At 73.1% G+C, this 26,401-nt stretch carries 23 protein-coding genes and 1 pseudogene; 14 read left to right on the top strand and 10 right to left on the bottom strand.

Going from position 1 to position 26,401, the window contains the following annotated elements:
* Positions 1 to 92: 92 nt before the first annotated feature.
* The gene (locus Ani05nite_RS35345; protein WP_203775678.1) at positions 93 to 2,591 is read right to left on the bottom strand and encodes a polynucleotide kinase-phosphatase; all 2,499 of its coding nucleotides are present in this window, start codon (positions 2,589 to 2,591) and stop codon (positions 93 to 95) included.
* A complete protein-coding gene (locus Ani05nite_RS35340) occupies positions 2,588 to 4,018 on the bottom strand; it encodes a 3' terminal RNA ribose 2'-O-methyltransferase Hen1 (protein ID WP_203775676.1) in 1,431 nt (476 codons plus the stop codon). Before Ani05nite_RS35340 ends, Ani05nite_RS35345 begins: the two co-directional genes overlap by 4 nt.
* Positions 4,019 to 4,116: 98 nt before the next feature.
* Here Ani05nite_RS35340 and Ani05nite_RS35335 point away from each other — a divergent pair, with 98 nt between their 5' ends.
* Both Ani05nite_RS35335 and Ani05nite_RS35330 read left to right on the top strand, forming a co-directional pair.
* Positions 4,117 to 4,599 carry a SigE family RNA polymerase sigma factor gene (locus Ani05nite_RS35335; RefSeq protein ID WP_203775767.1) on the top strand — a complete coding sequence of 161 codons (483 nt, stop codon included), beginning with the start codon at positions 4,117 to 4,119 and terminating at the stop codon, positions 4,597 to 4,599.
* Positions 4,596 to 5,630: an LCP family protein gene (locus Ani05nite_RS35330; RefSeq protein WP_203775674.1), complete on the top strand. Its 1,035-nt coding sequence runs from the start codon at positions 4,596 to 4,598 to the stop codon at positions 5,628 to 5,630. The genes Ani05nite_RS35335 and Ani05nite_RS35330 overlap by 4 nt, the downstream gene beginning before the upstream one ends.
* Before the next feature lie 10 nt (positions 5,631 to 5,640).
* On the opposite strand, the gene Ani05nite_RS35325 is transcribed toward Ani05nite_RS35330, so the two are convergent.
* Positions 5,641 to 5,826 carry an Rv3202a family protein gene (locus tag Ani05nite_RS35325; RefSeq protein WP_203775672.1) on the bottom strand — a complete coding sequence of 62 codons (186 nt, stop codon included), beginning with the start codon at positions 5,824 to 5,826 and terminating at the stop codon, positions 5,641 to 5,643.
* Positions 5,827 to 5,997: 171 nt separating this feature from the next.
* On the opposite strand from Ani05nite_RS35325, the gene fbaA reads away from it, so the two are divergent.
* Both fbaA and Ani05nite_RS35315 read left to right on the top strand, forming a co-directional pair.
* Entirely contained in the window at positions 5,998 to 7,023 is a 1,026-nt protein-coding gene (gene fbaA / locus Ani05nite_RS35320; protein WP_203775670.1) for a class II fructose-bisphosphate aldolase, read from the top strand.
* Between the two features lie 110 nt (positions 7,024 to 7,133).
* A complete protein-coding gene (locus Ani05nite_RS35315) occupies positions 7,134 to 7,658 on the top strand; it encodes a hypothetical protein (RefSeq protein ID WP_203775668.1) in 525 nt (174 codons plus the stop codon).
* Between the two features lie 3 nt (positions 7,659 to 7,661).
* Here Ani05nite_RS35315 and Ani05nite_RS35310 read toward each other — a convergent pair whose 3' ends face one another.
* Entirely contained in the window at positions 7,662 to 8,171 is a 510-nt protein-coding gene (locus Ani05nite_RS35310; RefSeq protein WP_203775666.1) for a TetR/AcrR family transcriptional regulator, read from the bottom strand.
* 49 nt (positions 8,172 to 8,220) lie between these two features.
* Here Ani05nite_RS35310 and Ani05nite_RS35305 point away from each other — a divergent pair, with 49 nt between their 5' ends.
* Complete coding sequence (locus Ani05nite_RS35305) at positions 8,221 to 8,736, top strand: GNAT family N-acetyltransferase (RefSeq protein WP_203775664.1); 516 nt, start codon at positions 8,221 to 8,223, stop codon at positions 8,734 to 8,736.
* Here Ani05nite_RS35305 and Ani05nite_RS35300 read toward each other — a convergent pair.
* Entirely contained in the window at positions 8,698 to 9,900 is a 1,203-nt protein-coding gene (locus tag Ani05nite_RS35300; RefSeq protein WP_203775662.1) for an LOG family protein, read from the bottom strand. The two genes, Ani05nite_RS35305 and Ani05nite_RS35300, sit on opposite strands and share 39 nt — an antisense overlap.
* An 18-nt stretch (positions 9,901 to 9,918) precedes the next feature.
* On the opposite strand from Ani05nite_RS35300, the gene Ani05nite_RS35295 reads away from it, so the two are divergent.
* Both Ani05nite_RS35295 and Ani05nite_RS35290 read left to right on the top strand, forming a co-directional pair.
* Positions 9,919 to 10,950 carry an ADP-ribosylglycohydrolase family protein gene (locus Ani05nite_RS35295; RefSeq protein ID WP_239130965.1) on the top strand — a complete coding sequence of 344 codons (1,032 nt, stop codon included), beginning with the start codon at positions 9,919 to 9,921 and terminating at the stop codon, positions 10,948 to 10,950.
* 8 nt (positions 10,951 to 10,958) lie between these two features.
* Positions 10,959 to 11,381 carry a DUF3151 domain-containing protein gene (locus Ani05nite_RS35290; protein ID WP_203775658.1) on the top strand — a complete coding sequence of 141 codons (423 nt, stop codon included), beginning with the start codon at positions 10,959 to 10,961 and terminating at the stop codon, positions 11,379 to 11,381.
* 55 nt (positions 11,382 to 11,436) lie between these two features.
* On the opposite strand, the pseudogene Ani05nite_RS41575 reads toward Ani05nite_RS35290, so the two are convergent.
* The 3 genes and pseudogenes from Ani05nite_RS41575 to Ani05nite_RS35275 all read right to left on the bottom strand — a co-directional run.
* Positions 11,437 to 12,804, bottom strand: a pseudogene (locus Ani05nite_RS41575) (MinD/ParA family ATP-binding protein); the annotation flags it as partial.
* A gap of 1,406 nt (positions 12,805 to 14,210) precedes the next feature.
* Complete coding sequence (locus Ani05nite_RS35280; protein ID WP_203775654.1) at positions 14,211 to 15,179, bottom strand: diacylglycerol kinase family protein; 969 nt, start codon at positions 15,177 to 15,179, stop codon at positions 14,211 to 14,213.
* A gap of 1 nt (position 15,180) precedes the next feature.
* A complete protein-coding gene (locus Ani05nite_RS35275; protein WP_203775652.1) occupies positions 15,181 to 16,473 on the bottom strand; it encodes an adenylosuccinate synthase in 1,293 nt (430 codons plus the stop codon).
* A 186-nt stretch (positions 16,474 to 16,659) separates the two neighbouring features.
* Here Ani05nite_RS35275 and purD point away from each other — a divergent pair, with 186 nt between their 5' ends.
* Positions 16,660 to 17,901 carry a phosphoribosylamine--glycine ligase gene (gene purD / locus Ani05nite_RS35270; RefSeq protein ID WP_203775650.1) on the top strand — a complete coding sequence of 414 codons (1,242 nt, stop codon included), beginning with the start codon at positions 16,660 to 16,662 and terminating at the stop codon, positions 17,899 to 17,901.
* A gap of 139 nt (positions 17,902 to 18,040) precedes the next feature.
* On the opposite strand, the gene Ani05nite_RS35265 is transcribed toward purD, so the two are convergent.
* The gene (locus Ani05nite_RS35265; RefSeq protein ID WP_203775648.1) at positions 18,041 to 18,493 is read right to left on the bottom strand and encodes an SCP2 sterol-binding domain-containing protein; all 453 of its coding nucleotides are present in this window, start codon (positions 18,491 to 18,493) and stop codon (positions 18,041 to 18,043) included.
* 127 nt (positions 18,494 to 18,620) lie between these two features.
* Here Ani05nite_RS35265 and Ani05nite_RS35260 point away from each other — a divergent pair, with 127 nt between their 5' ends.
* From Ani05nite_RS35260 to purB, 3 genes are read left to right on the top strand one after another with little or no spacing between them, the layout of a single operon-like run.
* The gene (locus Ani05nite_RS35260; protein WP_239130963.1) at positions 18,621 to 19,169 is read left to right on the top strand and encodes an ArsR/SmtB family transcription factor; all 549 of its coding nucleotides are present in this window, start codon (positions 18,621 to 18,623) and stop codon (positions 19,167 to 19,169) included.
* Positions 19,166 to 20,467 (top strand): MFS transporter, encoded by a 1,302-nt coding sequence (locus Ani05nite_RS35255; RefSeq protein ID WP_203775646.1) that lies wholly within the window; start codon positions 19,166 to 19,168, stop codon positions 20,465 to 20,467. The genes Ani05nite_RS35260 and Ani05nite_RS35255 overlap by 4 nt, the downstream gene beginning before the upstream one ends.
* On the top strand, positions 20,464 to 21,885 hold the full coding sequence (gene purB / locus Ani05nite_RS35250; RefSeq protein WP_203775644.1) for an adenylosuccinate lyase: 1,422 nt from the start codon (positions 20,464 to 20,466) through the stop codon (positions 21,883 to 21,885). Before Ani05nite_RS35255 ends, purB begins: the two co-directional genes overlap by 4 nt.
* Before the next feature lie 56 nt (positions 21,886 to 21,941).
* Here the strand turns inward: purB and Ani05nite_RS35245 are convergent, their stop codons facing one another.
* Positions 21,942 to 22,625 (bottom strand): S1 family peptidase, encoded by a 684-nt coding sequence (locus Ani05nite_RS35245; RefSeq protein WP_203775642.1) that lies wholly within the window; start codon positions 22,623 to 22,625, stop codon positions 21,942 to 21,944.
* A 323-nt stretch (positions 22,626 to 22,948) separates the two neighbouring features.
* Here Ani05nite_RS35245 and purS point away from each other — a divergent pair, with 323 nt between their 5' ends.
* The 3 genes from purS to purL all read left to right on the top strand — a co-directional run.
* On the top strand, positions 22,949 to 23,215 hold the full coding sequence (gene purS / locus Ani05nite_RS35240) for a phosphoribosylformylglycinamidine synthase subunit PurS (RefSeq protein ID WP_203775640.1): 267 nt from the start codon (positions 22,949 to 22,951) through the stop codon (positions 23,213 to 23,215).
* Positions 23,212 to 23,925: a phosphoribosylformylglycinamidine synthase subunit PurQ gene (purQ, locus tag Ani05nite_RS35235; protein ID WP_203775638.1), complete on the top strand. Its 714-nt coding sequence runs from the start codon at positions 23,212 to 23,214 to the stop codon at positions 23,923 to 23,925. The genes purS and purQ overlap by 4 nt, the downstream gene beginning before the upstream one ends.
* A partial coding sequence (purL, locus tag Ani05nite_RS35230; protein ID WP_203775637.1) for a phosphoribosylformylglycinamidine synthase subunit PurL occupies positions 23,922 to 26,401 on the top strand: 2,480 nt, incomplete at its 3' end. The genes purQ and purL, both read left to right, overlap by 4 nt.

Below are 26,401 nucleotides of genomic sequence, written 5' to 3'. Positions count from 1 at the left end.
TTCAGGGCAAGCTGCTCGGAGAGCGCACGGATGTCCACGATGAGCCAGGGTACCGGCCCCGGGCCGGGCCGGGCCTGTACGAGAGCTGTGGATTACAGGCGCGGGTCCACCGGCTCCGACTCGGCGGCCAGGATGGCGAAGACCACCTCGTGGATCCGCCACAGCGGGGCGCCCTCGGCCAGCCGGTCCAGCGCGGCCAGGCCCAACCCGTGCTCACGCAGAGCAAGACCGCGCTTACGGCCCAGCGACCGCCCGCGCAGCCGTTCGAGCTGCTCGGGCCGGGTGTACTCCGGGCCGTAGATGATCCGCAGGTACTCCCGCCCGCGGCACTTCACCCCGGGCTGCACCAGCCGGCCCTTGGCGTCGGTCGCGGCCAGGCCGGCGTACGGCTTGACCACCATCCCCTCGCCGCCCGCCGCGGTCAGCGCCAGCCACCAGTCGGTCGCGGCCTGTTCCGCCGCCGCGTCGCCCAGCTCGACCACCATCCGCCGGGTCGGCGTGAACAGCGTCGGATCCGCCGCGACCAGCTTGTCCGCGAGGTCCAGGTGCCAGCCGTGGTCCTTGTCCCGGTACGAGACGCCGGCCCCGGCCAGCACCGCGAACGGCGCCAGCGTCACGCCGCTCAGCCCGTCGGTCGGCTGCACGTACGCGCGGTACGCCGCCGAGTAGCCCGCGATCTCGCTCACCCTCAGCTCGAGCCGTTCGCGCAGCCCGGCGACGTCGAGCCCGCGCGCGGCCACCCGCTCCAGCACCGACAGAGCAGCCGGCAGCGCCGCCCGGCCCGCCGCGCCGACACCCGCGTACCGCTCGCGGATGAGGCCGCCGGCCTTGGCCGACCAGGGCAGCAGCTCCGCGTCGAGCAGCAGCCACTCGGTGTCGAGCTCGGTGAAGAGCCGCCCCGCGGCCGCCCGCACGCCGGCCAGCAGCGTGGCGTTGCGCCCGGCGTCGAAGAACGGCCGGCCGGTACGGGTCCAGATCGCGTCCCCGGCGCCCGAGCGGGAGACGCGCACCACCGCCCGCGAGCCCATGTGCTTCTCCTCGCACACGACCGTGCCGACACCGGCCGACCGCAGGTCCGCGAACGCCGTGGCCGGATGCTCCAGGTAGCCCTCCAGCGTCGACGTCGAGCAGGGCGCCATCGTCGGCGGCAGCCACACCAGCGTCGCCGGGTCCAGCGCGAAGCGGCTCATCACCTCCAGCGCCGCGGCGGCGTTCTCCGCGGCGACCGTGGTGCGGCCGTAGGAGTAGTCCAGGTGCCGGCGGCCGGTGACGTCGGCCAGGTCCAGGCCCTCGTCGGGCTTGGTCTCGACCGGGACCAGCGGGCGGGCCGGGGCGTAGTACTCGCGGGCCGCGGGCACGGAGACCAGCTCGCGGGCCGGCCAGCGCAGCGCGGTCAGCTTGCCGCCGAAGACGCAGCCGGTGTCCAGGCAGATGGTGTTGTTGATCCACTCCGGTTCCGGGGTCGGGGTGTGGCCGTAGACGACGGCCGCCGAGCCGCGGTAGTCACGGGCCCAGGGGTAGCGGACCGGCAGGCCGTACTCGTCGGTCTCCCCGGTCGTCTCGCCGTAGAGCGCGAACGAGCGCACCCGGCCCGACGCCCGGCCCTGGTAGGCCTCCTTGAGGCCGGCGTGCGCGACCACCAGCCGGCCGCCGTCCAGCACGTAGTGGCTGACCAGGCCGTCGATGAAGGTGCGCACCCGGGTGGTGAACGCCTCGTCCTCGCGGGCGAGCTGCTCGAGGGTCTCCGGCAGCCCGTGGGTGAGCTGGACGTTGCGGCCGTTGAGCTTGCGGGCCAGCTTCTGCTCGTGGTTGCCCGGGACGCAGATCGCCGTGCCGGCCGCGACCATGCCCATGACCAGGCGCAGCACGCCGGGCGAGTCCGGGCCGCGGTCGACCAGGTCGCCGACGAAGACCGCGGTACGGCCCTCCGCGTGCACCGCGTTGACCGGGCGTCCGGCCTCGTCGCGGGCCAGCGCGTAGCCCAGCGTGGTCAGCAGCGTCTCCAGCTCGGCGCGGCAGCCGTGCACGTCGCCGATGATGTCGAACGGCCCGGTGAGCTCGCGCTTGTCGTTGAACAGCTTCTCGTAGCGGACCGAGGCGGCCGCGATCTCCTCGGGCCCGCGCAGCACGTGCACCTTGCGGAAGCCCTCGCGGGCCAGCTGGCCGAGCGAGCGGCGCAGGTCGCGGTGCATGCGGTTGAGGACCTGACGGCCGAAGGTACGGTCCGGCCGGGCCTGCGTGCGTTCCCAGGCCAGCGCCTCGGGCACGTCCAGCACCACCGCGACCGGCAGCACGTCGTGCTCGCGGGCGACCTTGACCAGCCCGGCCCGGGCGTGCGGCTGCAGGTTGGTGGCGTCGACCACGGTCAGCCGCCCGGCGGCCAGGCGCTTGCCGGCCACGTAGTGCAGCACGTCGAAGGCGGCGCCGGAAGCGGACTGGTCGTTCTCGTCGTCGGCGACCAGGCCGCGGAAGTAGTCGGAGGAGAGCACCTGGGTGGGCTTGAAGTGCGCGCGGGCGAACGTGGACTTGCCGGAGCCGGAGATGCCGACCAGCGCGACCAGCGCGAGCTCCGGGATGTCGATCTCGGTCATGCCGCCTCCTTCGGTTCCCGGGTGAAGATCGCCAGCTGGGTCGGTGTGCCGAGCGCCGGGTCCTCGTCGCCCACCCCGCGGAAGCTCACCGTGTAGCCGTGCGCGGACGCGGTTCGGCTCGCCCAGTCCTGGAACTCGGCGCGGGTCCATTCGAAGCGGTGGTCCGAGTGCCGCATGCCGGTCAGGCCCTCGTACAGCCGGTTGTATTCGACGTTCGGCGTGGTCACGACGACCGTGGCCGGGCGCGCGTGGCCGAACACCGAGGCCTCCAGCGCGGGCAGCCGCGGCGGGTCCACGTGCTCGATGACCTCCATCAGCACCGCCGCTTCGAAGCCGCGCAGCCGGTCGTCGCGGTAGGTCAGCGCCGACTGCCACAGCGTCACGCGGTCCCGCTGCCGCTCCGGCACCCGGTCCAGCCGCAGCCGCCGGTGGGCCAGCTCCAGTGCCCGCGACGACACGTCCGTGCCGATGATCCGCGTGTACCGACGGTCCTTGATCAGGGCGCCGAGCAGCGCGCCCTGCCCGCAGCCCAGGTCGAGCACGCGGGTGGCGCCGGACTCGGCCAGCGCGGCCAGCACCGCGTCACGTCGCTGCTCGGCCAGCGTCTGCTTGCGGGTGACCGGCAGCTCGGCCTCCTCGTCGGTCGCGGTGTCCGCCGGGGCGTCGATGGAGTCGGTGTCGATCCGGTCGAGCTGCTCCAGCGCGCTGGCGGCCAGCGACCGGCGGTGGGCCAGGTAGCGCCGGGTGATCAGCACCTTCTCCGGGTGCGTGGCCAGCCAGCCCTCGCCGGCGCGCAGCAGCTTGTCGATCTCGTCGGGCGCCACCCAGTAGTGCTTGGCGTCGTCCAGGACCGGCAGCAGCACGTACAGGTGGTTCAGCGCGTCGGCCAGCCGCAGCGTACCGGTCAGGGTGAGGTCGACGTACGGGCTGTCGCCGGCCAGCGGATGCCCCGCGGGCACGTCGTCGAGCGGGATCGGCGTCGCGCTGACCGTCCAGCCCAGCGGCTCGAACAGGGCCGCCGCGCTGCCCCGGCAGCGCAGCACCGGCACGCGGATCTCCAGCGGGATGGCCGCGCCGGCCAGCTCCGGGCGGTCCCTGGACTCCCCGCGCAGGGCGCTGCGGAAGACCTTGGCCAGGGCGCCGGCGAGCAGGCTGGACGCCGCGTACGGGCGGTCGTTGACGTACTGGCCCAGCGCGAACGACTCCGGCGCGGCCTGCTGCCGGCGACCGCCCCGCGCGGCGCCGAGCCGCTGGGGGTCGACGTCGAGCAGCAGCGCGGCGGTGCACCGCTCCTCGGCCGCGTCCGGGAACAGCACGTGGGCCGTACCGGTGGGCACGTCGAAGGAGTGCACCTTGTCGGGGTGCTTGACCAGCAGGTAACCGAGGTCGGTGGCCGGCCGGTGGGTGGTCGTCACGGTGAGCAGCACGCGCTGATGATGGCAGTGCCGCGCGATCAGCAGCGACTGATTTGACGCACCGCGCAATGATTCGCGGGCCCGGACGCGTCGTAGGAGCGGAGGTGCCCGTGACCTACGAGGAGTTCGCCGACAGCCGGCTCGGTGCGCTGCTGCGATACGCCGTCATGCTGACCGGCGACCCGCACACGGCGCAGGACCTCGTGCAGGACACGATGGTCCGCGTCCAGCTCAACTGGCGGCGGGTCGCCGCCAGCGACTCCCCGGACGGTTACGTCCGCAAGATGCTGACCAACCAGTTCATCGATCTGCGCCGCGGCTCCTGGCTGCGGCGGGTGCTGCTGCGCGCCGAGCCCGATCCGGCGCCCGCGGTGCCGACCGACCACGCCCACGAGACGGCCGAGCGGGACCGGATCTGGGGCATGCTGGCCAAGCTGCCGCGCCGTCAGCGCGCCGCCCTGGTGCTGCGGTTCTACGAGGATCTGCCGGACGCCGACATCGCCGAGGCGCTCGGCTGCGCCGTCGGCACGGTCCGCTCGTCCATCTCGCGGGCGCTCGCCACGCTCCGCGCCGAGCTGGTGGAGGCCCGATGAGCGGGATCGAGGAGGAGCTGCGGGCGGCGTTCGCCCGGCACGAGACCCTGGCCCCGCCGGTCGCGCCGGTGCGGGCCCGGATCGACCAGGCCTGGGTACGCGCGAAGCGCCGTCGCCTGGCCCGGCGGATCACCGGGGCGGCCGCCGCGGTCCTGCTCACCGGCGCCGCGGTCCCCACGGTCCTGCAGCGGTGGGAACATGCCGCCGCGCCGACGGTCACCCTGGCCGGCGAGGCCCCGCCCCCGGCCCCGGCCGGCCCGCTCGACCTGCTCCTGCTGGGCAGCGACAACCGGCTCCGCTGGCAGGACCCGGCGGAGCAGCACGCCGACTCGGTCATGATCGTCCATGTGCCGGCCGACCGGAGCCGGACGTACCTCATCAGCCTGCCTCGGGACGGCGAGGTCAAGCTGCCCGGCGGCCGGCCGGCCCGGCTCACCGAGACCCTGGACCAGGGTGGCCCGGCGCTCACCGAGCAGGTCGTCTCCGAGCTGACCGGCATCGACTTCGACGCCCGGGTGACGGTGAATCTGCGGGCGCTGCGCGCGGTGACCGCGGCGGTCGGCGGCGTCGACATGTGCCTCACCGAGACGGTCAAGGCGCAGACCACGGGCCAGCGGTTCCCGAAGGGCTGCCAGCACGTCGGCGCCGACGAGGTCTCGGCCCTGCTCCAGGCCCGCTACGGGCTGCCGAACGGCAGCTACGACCGGGACCGCATCGCCCAGCGCTTCCTGCGCTCGCTGGCGGCCAAGCTCACCGCGGACGGCACGCTCAGCGACCCGGCCCGCGCGCATGCGTTGCTGACGGCGGCCCGAGACGGCATCGAGCTCGACGGGCCGGCCGGCCCGCTGCTCGCCGCCGCGGGGGGACTGGGCTCCGCCGAGGTCGTCGGGATCAGCGAGCCCAGTTTCCGGGCGACGGCCGCCGGGCGCGAGCGCATCTATCCCGCGGTGGGGCCGGGGCTCTTCGCGGCGGTGCGGGGCGACACGGTGCAGACGTGGGTACGGGCAAACCCCCGATACGTGACGAAGTAGGACTTACTGGTCAGCGTTCGTCGTCGTCGAGGGGCACGGCCTGCCGCTGTTCCCAGGCGTCCCACTCCGGCGCCTCGATCGAGGAGGAGCCCGCCGACGGCTCGGAGTCGTCCGAGGCGGGGTCGGCCAGCGCGGCCTGCTCGGCCGCGTCCGCTTCCGGCGCCTCCAGGTCGCGGCTGTACTCGGGGTACGTCATCGTCGACTCCTTCCGGTCTCCTCCGGTGGCGTCCCCACCGGCGTGGTACGCAAACCCGTACGCGGATAACGGGGCGATTTCCGTCACCGTCCCCTGCTGCGGAATACTGCCAGGTGGAGGACAGCGCGGTCCTGCCCTCTGCTTCCCGTACCGAGATCAAGGAGCGCACCGATGCCCATCGCTTCCCCTGAGGTCTACGCCGAGATGCTCGACCGCGCCAAGGCCGGCGCGTTCGCGTACCCCGCGATCAACGTGACGTCCTCGCAGACGCTCAACGCCGCCCTGCAGGGCTTCGCCGAGGCCGGCAGCGACGGCATCGTCCAGATCTCCACCGGCGGCGCCGAGTACGCCTCCGGCCCCACCGTCAAGAACATGGTCACCGGCGCGGTGGCGCTGGCCGAGTACGCCACCGAGGTGGCCAAGAACTACCCGGTCAACATCGCGCTGCACACCGACCACTGCCCGAAGAACAAGCTCGACGGCTACGTGCGCCCGCTGCTCGCCCTCTCCAAGGAGCGCGTCGCGAACGGCAAGGCGCCGCTGTTCCAGTCGCACATGTGGGACGGCTCGGCCGTGCCGGTCGACGAGAACCTGCAGATCGCCGAGGAGCTGCTGGCCCAGGCGGCCGCCGCGCACATCATCCTCGAGATCGAGGTCGGCGTGGTCGGTGGCGAGGAGGACGGCGTCTCCGCCGCGATCGACGACAAGCTGTACTCGACGGTCGAGGACGGCCTGGCCACCGCCGCCGCGCTGGGCCTGGGCGAGAAGGGCCGCTACATGACGGCCCTGACCTTCGGCAACGTGCACGGCGTCTACAAGCCCGGCAACGTCAAGCTGCGCCCGGAGATCCTCAAGGAGATCCAGGAGGCGGTCGGCGCCAAGTACGGCAAGGAGAAGCCGTTCGACCTGGTCTTCCACGGCGGCTCGGGCTCGCTGCTGTCGGAGATCCACGGCGCCCTGGACTTCGGCGTGGTCAAGATGAACATCGACACCGACACGCAGTACGCGTTCACCCGCCCGGTCGCGGACCACATGTTCCGCCACTACGACGGCGTGCTGAAGATCGACGGCGAGGTCGGCAACAAGAAGCAGTACGACCCCCGCGCCTGGGGCAAGCTGGCCGAGGACGGCCTGGCCAAGCGCGTCGTCGAGGCGTGCGAGCACCTGCGTTCGACGGGCACCTCGCTCTCCAAGTGATCTCATGAGGACGGCCGGCACCCGTACGTGGGGGCCGGCCGTTCTCGTGTTGCGGGACTACGCAGAGGCGTGGGTACGATCGTCGTCTTGTCCGGAAGAGGGCGGTGATCATGCTCGGCATCGAGGGGTATGAACCCGAGTGGCACCACGACGCCGAGGCCCTCGCCGCCGTCCACAGAGCACGGTTTTCCCGGCTCATCGGCCGTGAGCTGGTCGGCGGTTGGCTGATGTGGGACATGTCCGAGCGGGGCTGGTTCGCCGACGGCCCGGTGATCCTCGGCTTCGGCGGCGCCAACGTGGAAATCACCCACCGCAAGTTCGACGAGTGTGCAATCACCTGGGACCAGGTCGACATGAGCGCGCCCATCGAGTGGTACGCGACCGGCATCCAGCTCGACTGGCGGGCCGATCCGCACGCGGCGCTGCGCAACGCCCGCGGCCGGGCGCTGCGCGAGGTCAACATCATCGAGCGGACCACGGTCAAGGAGTGGCGGCCCCGGGTGCTGCACGCGGTCGAGTTCCTGTTCGAGGGGGCGCGGCTGGCGGTCTTCAACGCCATGGACGAGAACGGGCTGACCGACGTACCGGAAATGGATCTGCCGGTGCACAGCTGGCGCCGCGTGCCCGTGGCTTGAGCCTCACCCCGGCGCGCCGCCGAGGTAGCTCGTCACCGCGGCCGTGGTGCGTTCGACGTCGCCGGTGGCGAGCAGGTCCAGCAACGCGCCGCGGAGCACGGCCAGGGTGAGCGTGGGCCGCACCTCCCCGGGGGACAGCACCGCGAGCCAGTCCTCCACCGTGGACCGCGCGAAGCCGGCCCACGGGCCGCCGGGATCGACCAGCGACCGGACGTACGCCTCCGCCCAGAGCACGAGCAGCGGCCGGTGCGCCGGGGCAGCCAGCCACTGCCAGACCTCGGCCGCGACGGGCGCCCCGGTCGCCCGCACGGCCGCCAGCAGCGCCAGCTCGTCGGCGCGGGCCCGGTCGAGCAGGGCGCGCACCAGGCCCTCCTTGCTGCCGAAGAGCAGGAGCAGCACCCGAGGGCTGGAGCCGACCGCGGTCGCCAGCGGTCGCAGCGACATGTCGGCCAGGCCGTGGGCCAGCACGTGGTCGTAGGCGCGCTCGAGCAGCTCAGCGCGGCGGGCCGACATGCCGTTAGCCTGACTGAAACACTCGTTTCAGTCAACCGTGGGAGCGGCCATGACAGCGATGATCAGACGGCTCGGCCGGCCCGGCGACCTGGGCTGGGTCGTCGCGGCGCACGGCGAGGTCTACGCCCGCGAGTTCGGCTGGGACGGCAGCTTCGAGGCGCTCGTCGCCCGGATCGTGGCCGACTTCGCCGCCGGCCACGACCCCGAGCGCGAGGCGGCCTGGGTGGCCGAGCTCGACGGACAGCGCGTGGGCTGCGTCTTCTGCGTGGCCGGCCCCGGCGCGACGGCCCAGCTGCGGCTGCTGCTGGTGCATCCCGACGGGCGTGGACTCGGCCTCGGCGGCCGGCTGGTGGACACCTGCCTGGACTTCGCCCGGTCCCGCGGCTACCGGACCGTACGGCTGTGGACCAACGATCCGCTGATCGCCGCCCGCCGCATCTACCTGGACCGCGGCTTCACCCTGACCGGCGAGGAACCGCACCACAGCTTCGGCGCGGACCTCGTCGGGCAGACCTACGAGCTGGACCTACGCGCCGGTGAGGGCGGCCATGGCCTCGTCGAGTGAGTCGGTGACCACCAGCAGATCCGACTGGTCGCCGTGCGGCGAACGGGCCAGCAGCGGCCGCAGCAGGGCCTCCACCGGCAGCGTCGACCAGTGCTCGACGCCGAGGAAGACGAACGCGCCGGACGGGCCGTCGGTGCGGTAGAAGGTCTTCGTGGCCGCCTGGAACACCTCCTGGACCGTGCCCGCCCAGCCCGGCGCGAAGACGATCCCGCCGCGGGACAGGCGCAGGATGGTGTCCTCGCGGACCGCGTTGGAGAAGTACTTGCCGATCTGGCCGGCGAACAGGTTCGCCGGCTCGTGGCCGTACAGCCAGGTGGGCAGCGCCAGGCCGCCGTGGGTGAGCTTGCCGACCACGTCACCCGCCGCGCACGCCGGAGCCGGATACGCCGCGCGCACCGCCAGCGCCGCCGCCGTGAACGGGTCGTGGTCGCGGAAGTCCGGCGCGACCGCGAGCTGGTCGATCGCCGCGGAGAGCTGGTCCGCCGTACCGTCGGAGAGGTAGGCGCCCAGGTTGGCCGCCTCCATCACGCCGGGCCCGCCGCCGGTCACGATGAGCCGGCCCGCGCCGGCCAGGCGCCAGGCCAGGGTCGCGGCCATCCGGTACGCGGCCGACCCGCGCGGCTCGGCGTGCCCGCCCATGATGCCGACCGCGCCCCGGGCGTCGTGCCCGTCGACCCAGGCGGCCAGCGCCTTGCCGAGCGCGTTGTCGATGCCGGCGTCGTGCAGCCGCTGCGCGATCGCCTCCCGCAGGTCCGGCGCCGCCCCGCCGTGGGCCAGGAAGTGCTCGTAGACCAGCGTGTCGTACATGCCGGCGAACCCCTCGCGGGCGAACCCGTCGGCCAGGTCCTCCGGCGTGTAGAGGTGCGCGGGATGGGTGGGATAGGGCCGGGCCTCGAACGGGGGCACCAGGTGGGCGCCCCGCGCGATGAGGTCCATCTCGACCCGCGGGCCGGCCAGCCGGCACCCCACGAACAGGGTCTGGCTCACGTCGACGCCGGTGAAGTCGGGCGGCTGCTCGTCGAGCCGCAGCCCGAGCACGATCAGCCCGGCCAGCGACCGCTTGGCCAGATGGACGTCCAACTCGGCGCGCGACTCGATCTCGAAGGCGGTGGCATCGAACGGCTGCTCGCCGCCGAACACGGACTGCAATGGATCACCGGGCATCACCGTAGGGTAGCCAGCGTGGAAAAGGCATCGGGATCGCTGTACGGGTTGGCCTACGGGGACGCGCTGGGCAAGCCCACCGAGTTCCAGGACTACGCGACGATCGTCGCGGCGTACGGGCCGGGCGGGCCGCGCGAACTGACCGGGGACCCCGCGCTGGTCACCGACGACACCCAGATGATGCTCGCGGTCGGCGAAGCCCTGGTCGCCGCGGATCCGCTGACCCCGGCGAGCTTCGAGCCGGTGCTGCGGCAGGCGTTCCTCGACTGGGCGGCCAGCCCGGACAACAACCGCGCCCCGGGCATGACCTGCCTGCGCGCGTGCGGCGACCTGGCCGACGGCCGTCCCTGGCAGCGGGCGTCACAGATTCACTCGAAGGGCTGCGGCGCCAACATGCGCGTCACCCCGGTCGGCCTGCTCCCGGGGCTCACCGGCGACCAGCGCGCCGGGGCGGCGCAACTGCAGGCCGGCCTCACCCACGGGCATGCCACCGGGCTGGCGGCCAGCGAGCTCACGGCGTACGCGGTCCGCTGGCTGAGCGACGGCCTCGCGCCGCGCGATCTGCTCCCGGGCCTGCGGGCGCACTGCGCCGACCAGCGGCTGATCTACCGCGGGGAGTGGCTCGGCGACCTGTGGCAGCGGCCCGGGGTGCCGACGCCGGAGGACTTCATCTCCCGCGGCTGGGACGAGTGCGCCGCCGCGCTCGACGTCGTGGCCGGCGCCCTGCGCCGCGGCGACCCCGGCGGCGACCCGTGCCTGCTCACCGGCGCCGGCTGGATCGCCGAGGAGGCCCTGGCCACGGCCCTGTACTGCTACCTGCTCACCCCGGACGAGCCGCTCACCGCGCTGGGCCGGGCCGCGGCCACCTCGGGCGACTCGGACTCCATCGCGTGCCTGGCCGGCGGCTTCGCGGGCGCGGCGCTGGGCATGGCGGCTTGGCCGCCGGCCTGGCGGGAGCGGATCGAGTACGCCGACCGGCTGCGCGCCCTCGGCGACGCCTGGGATCGGTTCGGCGACCCACCCCCGGAGACCCGTCCCGGGCGCGGTTGAATGGTCCCATGCAAAACCTCCTTCCCGAGCCGCCGGCCACCCGCCTCCCCGCCGACACCGAGGCCGACGCGGCCCTGGCCACCGCGAAGCAGGCCGGCACCGACGACGCGTACAAGACCGTCGCGGCCCGCTTCCCCGCATACAGCGGCGGCTGGGCGGCGCTGGCGGAGAGCGCCCTGACGGAGCAGCAGCCGGTCACCGCCTACGCGTACGCCCGCACCGGCTACCACCGCGGGCTGGACGCGCTGCGCCGCAACGGGTGGAAGGGCCACGGCCCAGTGCCGTGGTCGCACGCGCCCAACCAGGGCTTCCTGCGGTGCCTGCACGCCCTGTCGGTGGCGGCGGCGGAGATCGGCGAGGCGGACGAGGCGGCCCGGTGCGCCCAGTTCCTCCGCGACAGCGACCCGGCCGCGGCGGACGCCCTCACCTGATCGACCCCTCGACCCCGGGTAGCGGCCGGGCCGGATCTCCGGCCCGGCCGCTCCGCTACAGGCCCTCGGCCACCGCTGAAGCGATCTTGAGCCACGAGTCCCGGGTGCTGGTGGAGAGCTGGCCGTACCGCAGCGGCTCCCCCGAGTCGATCAACTTCTCGTACGGGGCCAGCAACACGGCGCGGGTGCGGGCCGCGAAGTGGCGCTGGATGGCCGGCAGGTCGATGTCCTTGCGGGTCGGCGGCATCGTCACCACGCTGACCGCCTGGCGGACCAGCCGCTGCCGGCCGCTCTGCTCCAGGTGGTCGAGCATCCGCGCCGCCGTCTCGGCCGAGTCGTTACGGGCCGACATGGTGATCACCAACTGGTCGGTGGCGTCCATCGCCGCCTGCCAGTTCTGGGCCCGGACGTTGTTGCCGGTGTCCACGAAGATCAGCTTGTAGAACCGGCTGACGATCTCCCGGATCTCGGCGAACGCGCTGGCCGTGAGCATTTCACCGGCGGTCGCCGACTCGTCGGAGGCCAGCACGTCGAACATGCCCTCGCCCTGCGCTCGCACGTACTGGCTCAGGTCGCCGACCCGGCCGTGCGAACCCCGGAACAGATGCAGGTCCCGCATCATGTCGCGGACGGTACGAGCGTGGAAGTCCTGCTGCGCCCGCATCCCCAGGGTCCCCTGGGTCTCGTTGTTGTCCCAGGCCAGCACGTACCCGCCGCGCTTCTGCCCGAAGGTCATCGCGAGCAGCAGCACGGCGACGGTCTTGCCGGCGCCGCCCTTGGGGTTGACCACCGTGACCTGCCGCAGGCCGCCGAAGTTGCGCCGGACCATCTCGACGTCCTGCTTGTACTCCTGCTCCCGCTTGCCCGGGGCCAGCCGGACCAGGCCCATCGTGCCCTTCTGCAGAATGGCCCGCGCCCCCATGGTCGCGGTCGGCTCGGCGGGCTTGGCCAGCCGGCGCCGGGCGAACTCCTCAGCGGTCGGGGTGCCGTCGGAGACCCAGGGCAGCTGCTGGTAGGGGTCGACGGGCGGGGGCTGCTGGTGCGGGCCGGGCTGCTCGCCCTGGTGGGGCGGGTGCGGGTGCGGCGGAACGACCCGCGGGTCGACAGTGGGCGGGAACGGGCCCGGGACCGGTTGGGCGTTGGCCGGCCATTGCTGCGGCTCCATCGGGCGGGAGCCTGGGCCTGGGTGGCCCGGGTGGGGGTGGGTCTGGTTCGTCGGGCCGGGAGGCGGTGCCGGGAGCGGGCCGGGTGCGATCGGGCCGGGCTGGTGGGGCATCGGGCCGGGGCCGGGGGTGGGCGGTCCCGGCGGGATCGGTCCTGGAGTGGGGGCCGTCTGGTGTGATCCCGTCTGGTGCGGGCCGGTCAGCGCGGGTCCCGTTTGGTGCGGGCCGGGTGTGGTTGGTCCTGGCCCGTGCGGGGCGAGCGGGGTATATCCGGGCTGGTGGGGGCCTGGCGGGGTATGTCCTGGCTGGTGTGGGGCGGGCGGGGTGGGTCCTGGCTGGTGCTGGCCGGGTGGGGTGGGTGCCGTCTGGTGCGGGAAGGTCTGGTGGGGCGGCGGTGTCGCCGCGGGACCGCTCTGCGGGCCGGGCTGGGAGACGCTGCCGGCCTGGGCGGCGGTGTTCGGGCGGGGCGTGTCCGGGCCGACCGGTCCGGGCCGGTAGACCGTGCCCGAGCCCTGCTCGTCGCCATTGTCGGTGGTCCGGCGCGGCGTCACGGTCGGGAAGTGGGCGGGAGCGGAACTCGACACAGCGCCGGTCCGGGGCGCTGCGGTGGTCGCGTCCGTGCCGGTTCGCGGCTTGGGTGGCTGGGGGTTGTCCGGCTGAGTGGGTCGCTGCGGCGGCTGCGCCCATGGCGAATCCGCCGCCTGGGACGGCCCGCCACCAACCGGCCCGCCACCAACCGGGCCGCCACTGACCGGGCCACCACTGACCGGCCCGCCGCTAACCGGGCCACCACTGACCGGTCCGCTGCTGGTGGGGCTACCACGGAGAGAGCCGCTGCTGACCGGTCCGCTGCTCACCGGCCCACCCACCGTGGGGCCGCTTACCGGATCGCTGGTGGTCGGGCCGCCTCCGACGGAGCCGCCGCTGAGCGGGCTGCTACTGAACGGGCTGCTACTGAACGGGCTGCTACTACCGGGCCCGCCGCTGGCCGGATCGCTGGTGGTCGGGGCGCCCCCGACAGAGCCGCCCCCGACAGAGCCGCCCCCGACAGAGCCGCCCCCGACGGGCCCGCCCCCGACGGGCCCGCCGCTGAGCGGGCTGCTGCTGAACGGGCTGCTACCCCCGGACCCGCCGGTCCCTCCAGCCCCGCTGACCGGTGCGCTCTCCCCACCATTTCGCCCAGAAGCGTCCGAAGTGGCCGGAACCTGCGGAACATGCGCCGACCCGGAGAAGTGCCCCGAATCCGGCGCCACGACCGGCCGCGGCGGGATGTTCGGCCACGGCTGCGCGCCCCCGGCGTCCGGGCTCGGCGCCGGGCGCGGGGTCTGCGGCTGCTGCGGTTGCTGGTGGTACATCGGTGGGGGCGGTGGCGGCGTCACGAGCCGGTCCATCGGGCGGTACACGGCGGCTTCGCCCGGCTGCGGCGTGGTCACCGGCGGCGCGGGTGGGAGCGGGAAGGCCGGCGGCGCGTCCCGGGGCACCGGCTGGCCACCGTGCACCGGAGCGTTCAACTCCTCCGGTGGCCAGAACGGCTCGACGTCCCGGTCGGGTGGCGTGCCGTTCGTGCCCGGGACGTAGACGCGGTCGGCGTTCTCGTCCTCCACGGATGCGACCTCCCCGTAACAAAGATTCGTACCTGAGTGCTAGTTCAGACTCGCACAGGCGGTCATCCCGCGTACACCGCCCAGACGCCGGGCTCGGTCCACCAGGAACGTTTGCGGGTCATCGTCCCCGCCACGCCGTCGTCGAGGAACTGCAGCTCGCCGTCGCGGGGCAGGACCGACACCGCGCGACCCCGGGCGCGGCGCACCTCCACCCGTACCCTCGGCTTCTTGAAGCGCTGCTTGACCAGCACCGGAACCGCCACCGCGACCTCGACCCGGCCGTCGGCCGGGTCCGGCTCGCTGAGCAGCGGCAGGCCGTCGAACTCGGCGTAGGCGCCGGCGTTGCCGATGGCGCAGGCGATGATCCGGTCGGTGCCGTCGGAGAGCACGGCGTCGTCGACCTCGATGCGGCCGCGCCACGGCACCGCCGCACCCGCGTCGTCGGAGCCGCCGACCAGCGCGCCGTCCACGGTCACCGATCCGCCGTCGTTGCGCAGCAGGTCGAGGCGGCGGATGGTGCCGCCGAGCACCGCGGCGGCCACCGCGGCCGGGTCGCGGGGCAGGCCCAGCTGGGCGGCCAGATCGGTGTGGTTGCCCGGGTCGAGCGGCAGGATCGCCACCGGCGGCAGGTCGGGCACGGTGCGGTTGTCGGGCAGGTCGGCGGGGCGCTTGCTCGGCGGGGGCGCGTACCGCCGGACCAGCCGGCGCATCACCGCCCGGAGCTGGCCGTCGGCCGCCGTCGCGACGACCAGCCGCAGCTTGCTCTCCGGGTCGGGCCAGGACAGGCCGTCCGGCCGGGCGGGCGCGTCGAAGCGCGCGATGACCGCGTCGATCTCCGCGTCCGAGCCGGCGGTCACGGTCTCGACGCGCGCGCCGGCCCGGGTGAGGGCCTCGGCACACTTCAGCACCGGTACGCGAGGAGTGTCGCAAGCCTCCCGCTCGGCTGAGCCGCAGCCGCCGCACGCCGCACCGCAGGCCCCCTCGGCCGAGCCGCCGCCCTCGGTCAGGCTGAGCAGGATGACGTCGTACACGTCAGGCCCCGCTCAGCACCGAGTGCCGTTCGATGACTTCCTCGCGGCCCGGGCCGACGCCGACCACGGAGATCCGCGCGCCGATCCGCTCCTCGACGAACTCCACGAAGCGCTGGGCGTTCTCCGGCAGCTCGGCGAAGCTGCGGGCGCCGCTGATGTCCCGCTTCCAGCCGGGCAGCGTCTCGTAGATCGGCGTCGCGTGGTGGAAGTCGCTCTGGCTGTACGGCATCTCGTCGAACCGCACCCCGTTGACGTCGTACGCGACGCAGACCGGGATCTCGTCGAGTCCGTCGTAATTGTCCAGCTTGGTCAGGGCGAAGTCGGTCACGCCGTTGATCCGCTGGGCGTACCGGCCCATCACCAGGTCGAGCCAGCCGATCCGGCGGGGGCGGCCGGTCGTGGTGCCGTACTCGTGGCCCACCTCGCGCAGGTAGTCGCCGACCTCGTCGTGCAGCTCGGTCGGGAACGGGCCCTCGCCGACCCGGCTGGTGAACGCCTTGAGCACCGCCACCACCCGGTCGACCCGGGTCGGCGGGATGCCGGAGCCGGTGCAGGCGCCCCCGGCGGTCGCGTTCGAGCTGGTCACGAAGGGATACGTGCCGTGGTCGACGTCGAGCAGGGTGGCCTGGCCGGCCTCGCAGAGCACCACCTTGCCGGCGTCCAGGGCCTGGGACAGCTCCAGCGCGGTGTCGGCCACCATCGGGCGCAGCCGCTCGGTGTAGGAGAGCAGCTCGGCGATGACCTCGTCCGGCTTGATGGCGCTGCGGTTGTAGATCTTCGACAGCACCTGGTTCTTGAACGACAGGGCGGCCTCGACCTTCTGCCGCAGGATCGACTCGTCGAACAGGTCCTGGATGCGCACGCCGAGGCGGTTCATCTTGTCGGCGTACGTCGGGCCGATGCCGCGGCCGGTGGTGCCGATCCGCCGGGCGCCCAGGTAGCGCTCGCTGACCTTGTCCAGCGTGCGGTTGTACGACGCGATGACGTGGGCGTTGGCGCTGATCCGCAGCCGGGAGGTGTCGATGCCGCGGGCCTCGAGACCGTCGATCTCCTCGAACAGCACGGCCAGGTCGACCACGACGCCGTTGCCGATCACCGGGGTCACGCCCGGGGTGAGGATGCCGCTGGGGAGCAGGTGGAGGGCGTACTTCTCGCCCTTGATCACGACGGTGTGGCCGGCGTTGTTGCCGCCGTTGAACTTGACCACGTAGTCGATCCGGTCGCCCAGGAGGTCCGTGGCCTTGCCCTTGCCCTCGTCGCCCCACTGGGCGCCGACCAACACGATCACCGGCACTTGACTGACGCCTTCCGTTGAAACACGTCGTACGCGGAGAGGCCCGGGTACTGGCGAAGTTTACGTGACCCCGCAGCTCGGCGCTCACCGGTTATCCACAGCGTTATCCACAGCGTGTCGCCGGTGCACTGTGGACCTGTGGACGACCGCGCGGAAGATCAACCTCCGGCCCGTAGGATCTGCGACGTGCGTGTACTTCTGATCGGATCCGGCGGCCGCGAGCACGCCCTTGCCGTCGGCCTCGCCGCGGACCCCTCGGTGGAGCAGCTGATCGCCGCCCCCGGCAACCCCGGCATCGCCGCGGTGGCCGAGCTGCGTGACGTCTCCGCCACCGACCCCGCGGCCGTGGCCGCCCTCGCCGTCGAGGTGGCCGCCGACCTGGTGATCATCGGCCCGGAGGCGCCGCTGGTGGCCGGCGTCGCCGACGCCGTGCGCGCCAAGGGCATCGCCTGCTTCGGCCCGAGCGGGGCGGCGGCGCAGCTCGAGGGCTCCAAGGCGTTCGCCAAGGACGTGATGGCCGCCGCGGGCGTGCCCACCGGCCGCTCCTACTCCTGCACCACGCAGGCCGAGGTGGCGGCGGCGCTGGACGACTTCGGCCCGCCGTACGTGGTGAAGAACGACGGTCTGGCCGCCGGCAAGGGTGTCGTGGTGACGGCTGACCGGTCCGCCGCCGAGGCGCACGCCCGGGAGTGCGGCCGGGTGGTCATCGAGGAGTTCCTCGACGGCCCCGAGGTGTCGCTGTTCGTGGTGACCGACGGCACGGCCGCGGTGCCGCTGATGCCGGCGCAGGACTTCAAGCGCGCCCTGGACGGCGACGAGGGCCCCAACACGGGCGGCATGGGCGCCTACGCGCCGCTGCCCTGGGCCCCGGCCGACCTGGTGGAGCGCGTGATGGCCGAGACGGTGGGGCCGACGCTGGCCGAGATGCGCGGGCGGGGCACGCCGTTCGCCGGCCTGCTCTACGTGGGCCTGGCCCTGACCGGCGACGGGCCCAAGGTCATCGAGTTCAACGCCCGGTTCGGCGACCCGGAGACCCAGGTGGTGCTGGCCCTGCTGGCCACGCCGCTGGGGGAGCTGCTGCGGGCCGCGGCGACCGGCACGCTGGCGGAGCTCCCGCCGCTGCGCTGGCATGACGGCGCGGCGGTGACGGTGGTCGTGGCGAGCCACAACTACCCGGGTACGCCGCGCACCGGCGATGTGATCACGGGCGGCGAGCAGCCGGGTGTGATCCACGCGGGCACGGCGCGGCGTGCGGACGGCGCGCTGGTGTCGGCCGGCGGGCGGGTGCTCAGCGCCACGGCCACCGGTGCGGATCTGGCGGCGGCTCGGGCGGCGGCCTATGCGCTGGTGGAGGGCATTGAGCTGGCGGGCTCGCACCACCGGGCGGACATCGCGCTGAGCGCGGTCGAGGGGCGTATCGCGGTCTGAACCACCGCTTCGGACCGGCGGCGCCCAACGGCCCGGAGGGGGCACGGGCATCGCCTCGTGGGAGCGGTGCTTCGCTGTGCCCGTACCTCATGAAGACGCCCCGCCGAGACGTGCCCGGCGGGGCGGGACCGGCGACCGATCAGTTCTTCGGGATGTCGAAGAGCTTCGCCACCTGGGCGGCGAGGCCGAGGTCGCCCTTGGCCTTGATCTTGCCGGTCATGAACATCATCATCGGGTTGCCGTCGCCGGTGACCACCTTCAGGAACGTCACCGGGTCCATCGTCATGGCCAGCTTCGGCTCGCGGACCGGCTGGTTCGTGACCGTGCAGGCGCCGTTCTCGATCACCGTCTCGTAGGTGTCCGTGCCGCCGGCCGGGCCACCCGTGATGGTCCAGTGAATGACCGCCTGGGTCGCGCCGGCGCGGTCGGCGCGGAACAGCGACGGCATCCGGTTGAACACCTCGTCCAGAATCTTGCCGCGGCCCTCGGAGGCCATCACTTCGGCGATCTTCGAGTCCGGGGTGGCCTTGACGAGCTCCGTGAACTCCTTCGGGCCGATCGAGGCGAGGGACTCGGGGCTGAAATCAGTCATCGGTGGACCTTTCGAATGAGCCAGACCTACTCGCGAGTAACCCTAGCGACAACCGCGTCGTCCCGCAGTGTCTCAACCACCAAAGAAGTGTTGGAGGGTGAGCCCCGTCTCCCCTAAACTCCCCATCATGTCTTTGGGAGACCCTCCCGAGTCCCGCCAGGCCGCGCTGCGGGCGATGGCCCACCCGGTCCGCCTGCGCATGCTGTCCCTGCTGACCGGCGCCTCGCTCACCGCCGCCGACATCGCCCGCGAGCTCGGGCTCACCCACGCCAACGCCAGCTACCACCTGCGCAACCTGCTCGCCGCCGGGCTCATCGTGCAGGCCGCCGAGGAGCGCATCCGGGGCGGCGTCGCCAAGCGCTACCGCTACGACGCCGAGCGCTCCCGGGACCGCGACCGCGAGACCATGCTGGGCGAGCACGGCGCCGACTCGCAGCGGGCCCTGTTCGCCGTGGTCGCCAACGAGCTGATCCGGCGTACCGCCGCCGCCGACTGGTCCGTCGGCGGCTCGATGACCGACGCCGAGCTGTGGGTCGATCCGGACGCCTGGCGCGCCATCCGGGACCGGATCACCGAGCTCAGCCGCGATCTGCACGCCGCCGCGCGGCCGCCGCACACCCCCGGCACGATCCGCACCAGCACCACCATCGCGATGTTCCGGATGGCCGAGTCGTGAGCTTCCTGGCGCCGCTGCGGCACACGCCCTTCCGCTTCCTGCTGGCCGGCCGCACGATCAACACGTTCGGCAACGCGGTCGCCCCCGTCGCGCTGGCGTTCGCCGTCCTCGACCTCACCGGCTCGCCGCGCGACCTCGGCCTGGTCGTCGGCGCCCGAATGCTGGTCAACGTGCTGTTCCTGCTCTTCGGCGGCGCGCTGGCCGACCGGATGCCGAAACACCGGCTGATGGTCGGGTCGAGCCTCGCGGCGGCGGTCACCCAGGGCGCGGTGGCCGCGCTGATCCTCTCCGGTACGGCGACCATCCCGCTGCTGATCGGCATCTCGGCGGTCAACGGCATGGTCAGCGCGCTGGCCCTGCCCGCCTCGTCGTCGATCCTGCCGCAGCTCGTCCCGGCCGGGATCCGCCAGCAGGCCATCGCCCTGAGCCGGCTGGCGTTCAACGGCGCCTACATCGTCGGCGCCCCGCTCGGCGGCGTGATCGTGGCCGGCGTGGGCCCGGGGTGGGGCATCGCCGTCGACGCCGTGACGTTCCTGCTCTCGGCCGGGGCGTTCGCGCTGCTGCGCGTGCCGGCCGGCGCCACCACAGCCGCCCCGTCGGCGGCCGCTGCGACCGGTGCCGGCCCACCGGCGGAGCCGGAGCGCACGGGGATCCTGGCCGACCTGCGGTCCGGCTGGAGCGAGTTCCGCAGCCGTACCTGGCTCTGGGTCGTCGTCACCGCGTTCGCGGCGATCAACGTCGCCCTCAGCGGTGGCATGTCGGTCCTCGGCCCGGTCGTCGCCGACGCCACTGTCGGGCGCCGGGCCTGGGGCTTCGTGCTCGCCGCGCAGACCCTGGGCATGATGCTCGGCGCGCTCGTGGCGATGCGGGTGACCGTCAGCCGGCTGCTGTTCCTCGGCGTCCTGTGCACCGCCTTCGAGGTGCTGCCCGTGCTGACCCTGGGCGTCCGGCCCCACCTCGGACTGCTGCTCGCGGCGGCCTTCCTGGCCGGGCTGGGCATCGAGCAGTTCGTGGTGGCCTGGGAGACGTCGATGCAGGAGCACGTCCCCGCCGACAAACTCGCGCGGGTCTACTCGTACGACATGGTCGGGTCCTTCGTCGCGATCCCGGTCGGCCAGGTCGCGGCCGGGCCGATCGCCCAGGCCGTCGGCGTCGAGCCGACGCTGGTCGGCGCCGCCGTCCTGATCGGGCTGGCGGTCGCCGCCATGCTGGCCAGCCGGGACGTGCGTAACCTGCGGCACCGCCCGGCCACGAGCCCACGGCCCGCCGAGCCGGTCATGGAAGAATCGTCCCGGTGAGCATCCCGAACGTTCTCGCCAGCCGCTACGCGTCCGCCGACCTCGTCGACCTCTGGTCGCCGGAGGAGAAGATCCGGATGGAGCGCCGGCTCTGGCTGGCGGTCCTGCGGGCCCAGCAGGACCTCGGGGTGGCGCTGCCGGACGGGGTGGTCGAGGCGTACGAGGCAGTGGTCGACGACGTCGACCTCGCCAGCATCGCCGCCCGGGAGCGGGTCACCCGGCACGACGTGAAGGCACGCATCGAGGAGTTCAGCGCGCTCGCCGGGCACGAGCACATCCACAAGGGCATGACCTCCCGCGACCTCACCGAGAACGTCGAGCAGTTGCAGATCCGGGCCTCGCTGGAGCTCGTCCGCGGCCGGATCGTCACCACCCTGGCCCGGCTGACCGAGCGGGCCGTGGAGTACAGCGACCTGGTGCTGACCGGCCGGTCGCACAACGTCGCGGCCCAGGCCACCACGCTGGGCAAGCGGTTCGCGAGCGCGGCCGAGGAGCTGCTGATCGCCTACGAGCGCCTGGACGACCTGCTCCGGCGCTACCCCCTGCGCGGGGTCAAGGGCCCGGTCGGCACCGCCGCCGACCAGCTCGACCTGCTCGACGGGGACGCGGACAAGCTGGCCGAGCTGGAGCGCAAGGTCGCCGCGCACCTCGGCTTCGAGCGGGTGCTGACCAGCGTCGGCCAGGTCTACCCGCGCTCGCTCGACTTCGACGTGGTCTCCGCGCTGGCCCAGGTCGTCGCGGCCCCGTCGTCGCTGGCCACCACGATCCGCCTGATGGTCGGCCAGGAGCTGGTCACCGAGGGTTTCAAGGCCGGTCAGGTCGGCTCGTCGGCGATGCCGCACAAGATGAACACCCGGTCCTCCGAGCGGGTCAACGGCCTCGCGGTGATCGTGCGGGGCTACCTGTCGATGGTCGGCGAGCTGGCCGGCGACCAGTGGAACGAGGGTGACGTCTCCTGCTCGGTGGTGCGCCGGGTGGCCCTGCCGGACGCGTTCTTCGCCACCGACGGGTTGTTCCAGACCTTCCTGACCGTGCTCGACGAGTTCGGCGCGTACCCGGCGGTCATCGCCCGCGAGCTGGACCGCTTCCTGCCGTTCCTCACCACCACGAAGCTGCTGGTCGCGGCCGTGCGCAAGGGCGTCGGCCGGGAGGTGGCGCACGAGGTGATCAAGGAACACGCGGTGGCGGTGGCGCTGGCCATGCGCGAGAAGGGCCTGGCCGGGAACGACCTCTTCGACCGCCTGGCCGCCGACGGCCGGCTGGGGCTCTCGCGGACGGAGATCGACGCGCTGGTGGCCGACCGCGCGGCCTTCGTGGGCGCGGCGCCGGCCCAGGTGCGGGCGGTGGCGGAACGGGTGGCGGCGATCGTCGCCGAGCACCCGGAGGCGGCCAAGTACACGCCCGCGGCGATCCTCTAGAACGTGATGCCGTCAGGGGGCGGCGGAGCGGGTCTCACCGCCCCCCGACGGAATTCTCAGACGCCCGCGACCGAGGTGATCCACGCCCGGTTGTAGGCCACGCTGCCGTAGTACTGCCGGCTCTGGCCGTCCGCGGTCGATGCCACGCCGACCTGCGCGCCGTTGTAGACCTGCGGGCCGCCGGAGTCGCCGCGCCACGCGTTGCCGCTGATCGCGGTGGAGGCGATGGCCCGGCCGCCGTACGCGTCGGTGACGTTGGTCGAGGTGACCTGGACGGTGGCGGTCTTCAGCGTCGCCGAGGCGCCGCAACCGCTGTAGCACGTCTGGCCCCAGCCGTAGAGCGAGTTGGTCGAGCCCACCGGCGGGTACGCGCTGGACAGCGGCATGTAGCTGGTCGAGACGGCGCTGCTCAGGCGCATCAGGGCCAGGTCGTTACGGGTGGTGGTGGAGCTCACCGTGCGGGTGACGCCGCCCGACGTACGGCTGACGCTGCCGACCCGTACCGACATCGTGCCGTTGATGCAGTGCCGGGCGGTCAGCACGTAGTTCGCCGAGATGATCGTGCCGGAGCAGGTGAAGCTGCCGTTGCTGAACACCGCGGCGGCCCAGGGCGCCGACGCGACGGTGCTGCCGCCGATGATGTAGTCGGGGCCGGGTTCGACGGCGTTGGCGGCGGCGGGGACGGCCACGGCGCCGGTCAGGGCGGCGGCCAGAGAGGCGACGACGATGCGGATGCGCACGCCGGGCTCCTTCCGAGATTCCTGTCGATGGGGGGATGCATCGAACTTGATCTACTGAACGCTAGGGCCGGGCGGGTTCCGGGACAAGACTTCAATTGACACCTATCACCGTGGGATGGGGAACGGCGCGCAGGGTGACCCGGTCACCCCGAAGAGTGATCTTGGCGTGGCGGAGATCACGACCGAGATTGGCTGCTCAGCGGCGTTTGCGTCAGCCTGCCGACACCGGCCGATGGGCCGATCAGCAGTCGTACAAGGTAGGCTTTGCCCGCTCGCCCCTTAGAGGGCCACCCAACTGCGCACCTACACAGTCAGGAGTGCCCGTGGCTCGCGTCGTCGTCGACGTCATGCTCAAGCCGGAGATCCTCGATCCGCAGGGCCAGGCAGTCGCCAACGCGCTGCCGCGGCTCGGGGTCAACGACATCTCCTCCGTCCGCATCGGGCGCCGGATCGAGATCGAGTTCGACGGAGAACCCGACCTCGAGACGGCCCGTGAGATCGCCGACAAGCTGCTCGCCAACCCGGTCATCGAGGACTTCTCGATCCGGGTCGACGAGCCGGCCGGTGACTCCGCCCCGATGAGCGCGTGACCATGCGGATCGGAGTCGTCACCTTCCCCGGTTCCCTCGACGACGGTGACGCGGCCCGCGCCGTGCGGATCGCCGGCGGCGAGGCCGTCCGTCTCTGGCACGGCGATCCGGACCTGCACGGCGTCGACGCCGTGGTCCTGCCCGGCGGCTTCTCCTACGGCGACGCCCTGCGCTGCGGCGCGATCGCCCGGTTCGCTCCGGTCATGGAGAGCGTGGCCGACGCCGCCCGCGGCGGGCTGCCGGTGCTCGGGATCTGCAACGGCTTCCAGATCCTCTGCGAGGCCCACCTGCTGCCCGGCGCGCTCACCCGCAACCAGCACCTGCACTTCCGCAACCGCGACCAGCACCTGCGCATCGCCGGCACCGCCACGGCGTGGACGAACAGCTTCACCGAGGGCCAGGAGATCCTCGTCCCGGTGAAGAACGGCGAGGGCTGCTTCGTCGCCGACGAGCGCACGCTCGACGAGCTCGAGGCCGAGGGCCGGGTCGTGGCCCGCTACACGCGGGGCAACCCGAACGGCTCCCAGCGCGACATCGCCGCGATCACCAACGCGGCCGGCAACGTGGTCGGCATCATGCCGCACCCGGAACACGCGGTGGAGGCGCTGACCGGTCCGTCGCTCGACGGCCTCGGCTTCTTCACCTCAGCCCTGCGGTACCTGGCCGGGTCGGCCGCGGGCGGGCAGCTCACAGGGGGAGCCCAGCGATGACCACCCAGCACGACACGGCGACCAGCGACGCGGCGTCGCCGCCGGGAGCGCCGAACCAGTCACCGGCCGCGGCCGGCCAGGTCGCCAAGCCGACCGGCTTCGCCGCCACCGATGTGCTGATCAATCAGTTCGACGGCGGCCCCGACACGATCGAGCGCGCGCTGAACACCGGCGACGAGCTGCAGCCGCACACCGAGCTCGGGCTCAAGGACGACGAGTACGACCGGATCCGGCAGATCCTCGGCCGCCGGCCGACCGCCTCCGAGCTCGCGATGTACTCGATCATGTGGAGCGAGCACTGCTCCTACAAGTCGAGCAAAGTGCACCTGCGCCAGTTCGGCGAGAAGGCCCCGCGCAACACCCGGATGCTGGCCGGCATCGGCGAGAACGCGGGCGTCGTGCAGATCTCCGACGAGATCGCGGTCACCTTCAAGGTCGAGTCGCACAACCACCCGAGCTTCGTGGAGCCCTACCAGGGCGCGGCCACCGGCGTCGGCGGCATCGTCCGCGACATCCTGGCCATGGGCGCTCGCCCGATCGCGGTCATGGACCCGCTGCGCTTCGGCGCGGCGGACCACCCGGACACCGCGCGGGTGCTGCCCGGCGTCGTCGCCGGCATCGGCGGGTACGGCAACTGCCTGGGCCTGCCCAACATCGGCGGCGAGATCGTCTTCGACCCCTGCTACCAGGGCAACCCGCTGATCAACGCGCTGAGCATCGGCGTCATGCCGGTCGAGCGCCTGCAGAAGAAGGAAGCGGCCGGCGTCGGCAACGTCGTCGTGCTGCTCGGCGCGCGCACCGGGCGCGACGGCATCGGCGGCGTCTCCGTCCTGGCGTCGGCGACCTTCGACGAGGGCGCCGAGCAGCGCCGCCCGTCGGTGCAGGTCGGCGACCCGTTCATGGAGAAGCTGCTGATCGAGAGCTGCCTGGAGCTGTACGACGCCGGCCTGGTCGTCGGCATCCAGGACCTCGGCGGCGCGGGCCTGACCTGCGCGCTCACCGAGACCGCCGCGGCGGCCGGCACCGGCATGCGGGTCTACCTGGAGCGGGTGCCGCTGCGCGAGGCGTCGATGTCGCCCACCGAGATCCTGGCCAGCGAGTCGCAGGAGCGCATGCTGCTGATCGTCGCGCCGGAGAAGCTCGACGCGGTGCTCGCCGTCGCCGAGAAGTGGGGCGTCTGGGCCACCAACATCGGCGAGGTCACCCCCAGCGAGACCGACGGCCAGCCCGGCCGCCTGGTGATCAGCTGGAACGACCACGTCGTCGTGGACGTGCCGCCCGGCTCGCTCGCCGACGACGGCCCGGTCTACGCCCGCCCGATCCGCGAGCCCGCCGACCTGATCCTGCTGCAGGCCGACCGGGCCGAGACGCTGCCGCGACCGTCCACCCCGGACGAGCTGCGCGCGACGCTGCTGCGCATGATCGCCTCGCCGAACCTGTGCGACAAGAGCTGGGTCACTGAGCAGTACGACCGGTACGTGCTCGGCAACACCGTGCTCGCCCAGCCCGAGGACGCCGGCGTGCTGCGCATCGACGAGCGCACCGGGCTCGGCGTGGCGCTGTCCGTGGACGGCAACGGCCGGTACGCGAGGCTGGACCCGTACGAGGGCGCGCGGCTGGCGCTGGCCGAGGCGTACCGCAATGTCGCCGTCACCGGCGCCGAGCCGATCGCGGTCACCGACTGCCTCAACTTCGGTTCCCCCGAGGACCCGGCCGTGATGTGGCAGTTCGCCGAGGCCGTCCGCGGCCTGGCCGACGGGTGCCAGCAGCTGGGCATCCCGGTCACCGGCGGCAACGTGAGCTTCTACAACCAGACCGGCGCGGCCGCCATCCATCCCACCCCGGTGGTCGGCGTGCTGGGCATCCTCAACGACGTGGCCCGCCGCGTACCGATGGGCTTCCCGCCGCCGCCGACCGCGGAGGGCGATCTGCTCTTCCTGCTCGGCGACACCCGGTGCGAGCTGTCCGGCTCCGAGTGGGCGTGGGTCACCCACGGCCACCTCGGCGGCCGTCCGCCCCGGGTCGACCTGGCCCACGAGCAGGCCCTCGGCCGGCTGATGGCGCAGGCCTCGGAACGCGAGCACGTCGTCGCGGCGCACGACCTCTCCGACGGCGGCCTGGCCCAGGTGCTGGTCGAGTCGTGCCTGCGGCGCAACGTCGGCGCCCGGATCATGCTGCCCGAGCAGGACGCGGCCACCACGCCGTTCGTGTGGCTGTTCAGCGAGTCGGCCGGGCGCGCGCTGGTCGCGGTCCCGCGCGGGCACGACAAGGCGTTCGTGGCGCTCGCCGCGGAGCACAACGTCCCGTGCGTGCAGATCGGCGTCACCGCGGAGGAGCCGGTCCTCGACATCCACAACGAGTTCACCATCGGCCTGGACGAGCTGCGCGAGGCCTTCACCGCCACGATGCGCAACCTGTTCGGCGGCCCGGCCGAGGGCGTCACCCGCCAGGTCGTGGCCGCGGCCGAGGCCGCCGG

The sequence above is a fragment of the Actinoplanes nipponensis genome, from assembly GCF_016862275.1.
GTDB lineage: Bacteria > Actinomycetota > Actinomycetes > Mycobacteriales > Micromonosporaceae > Actinoplanes > Actinoplanes nipponensis.
The sequence above is the reverse complement of the archived record's forward strand: the minus strand, read 5'-3'. Positions and strand labels throughout refer to the sequence as shown.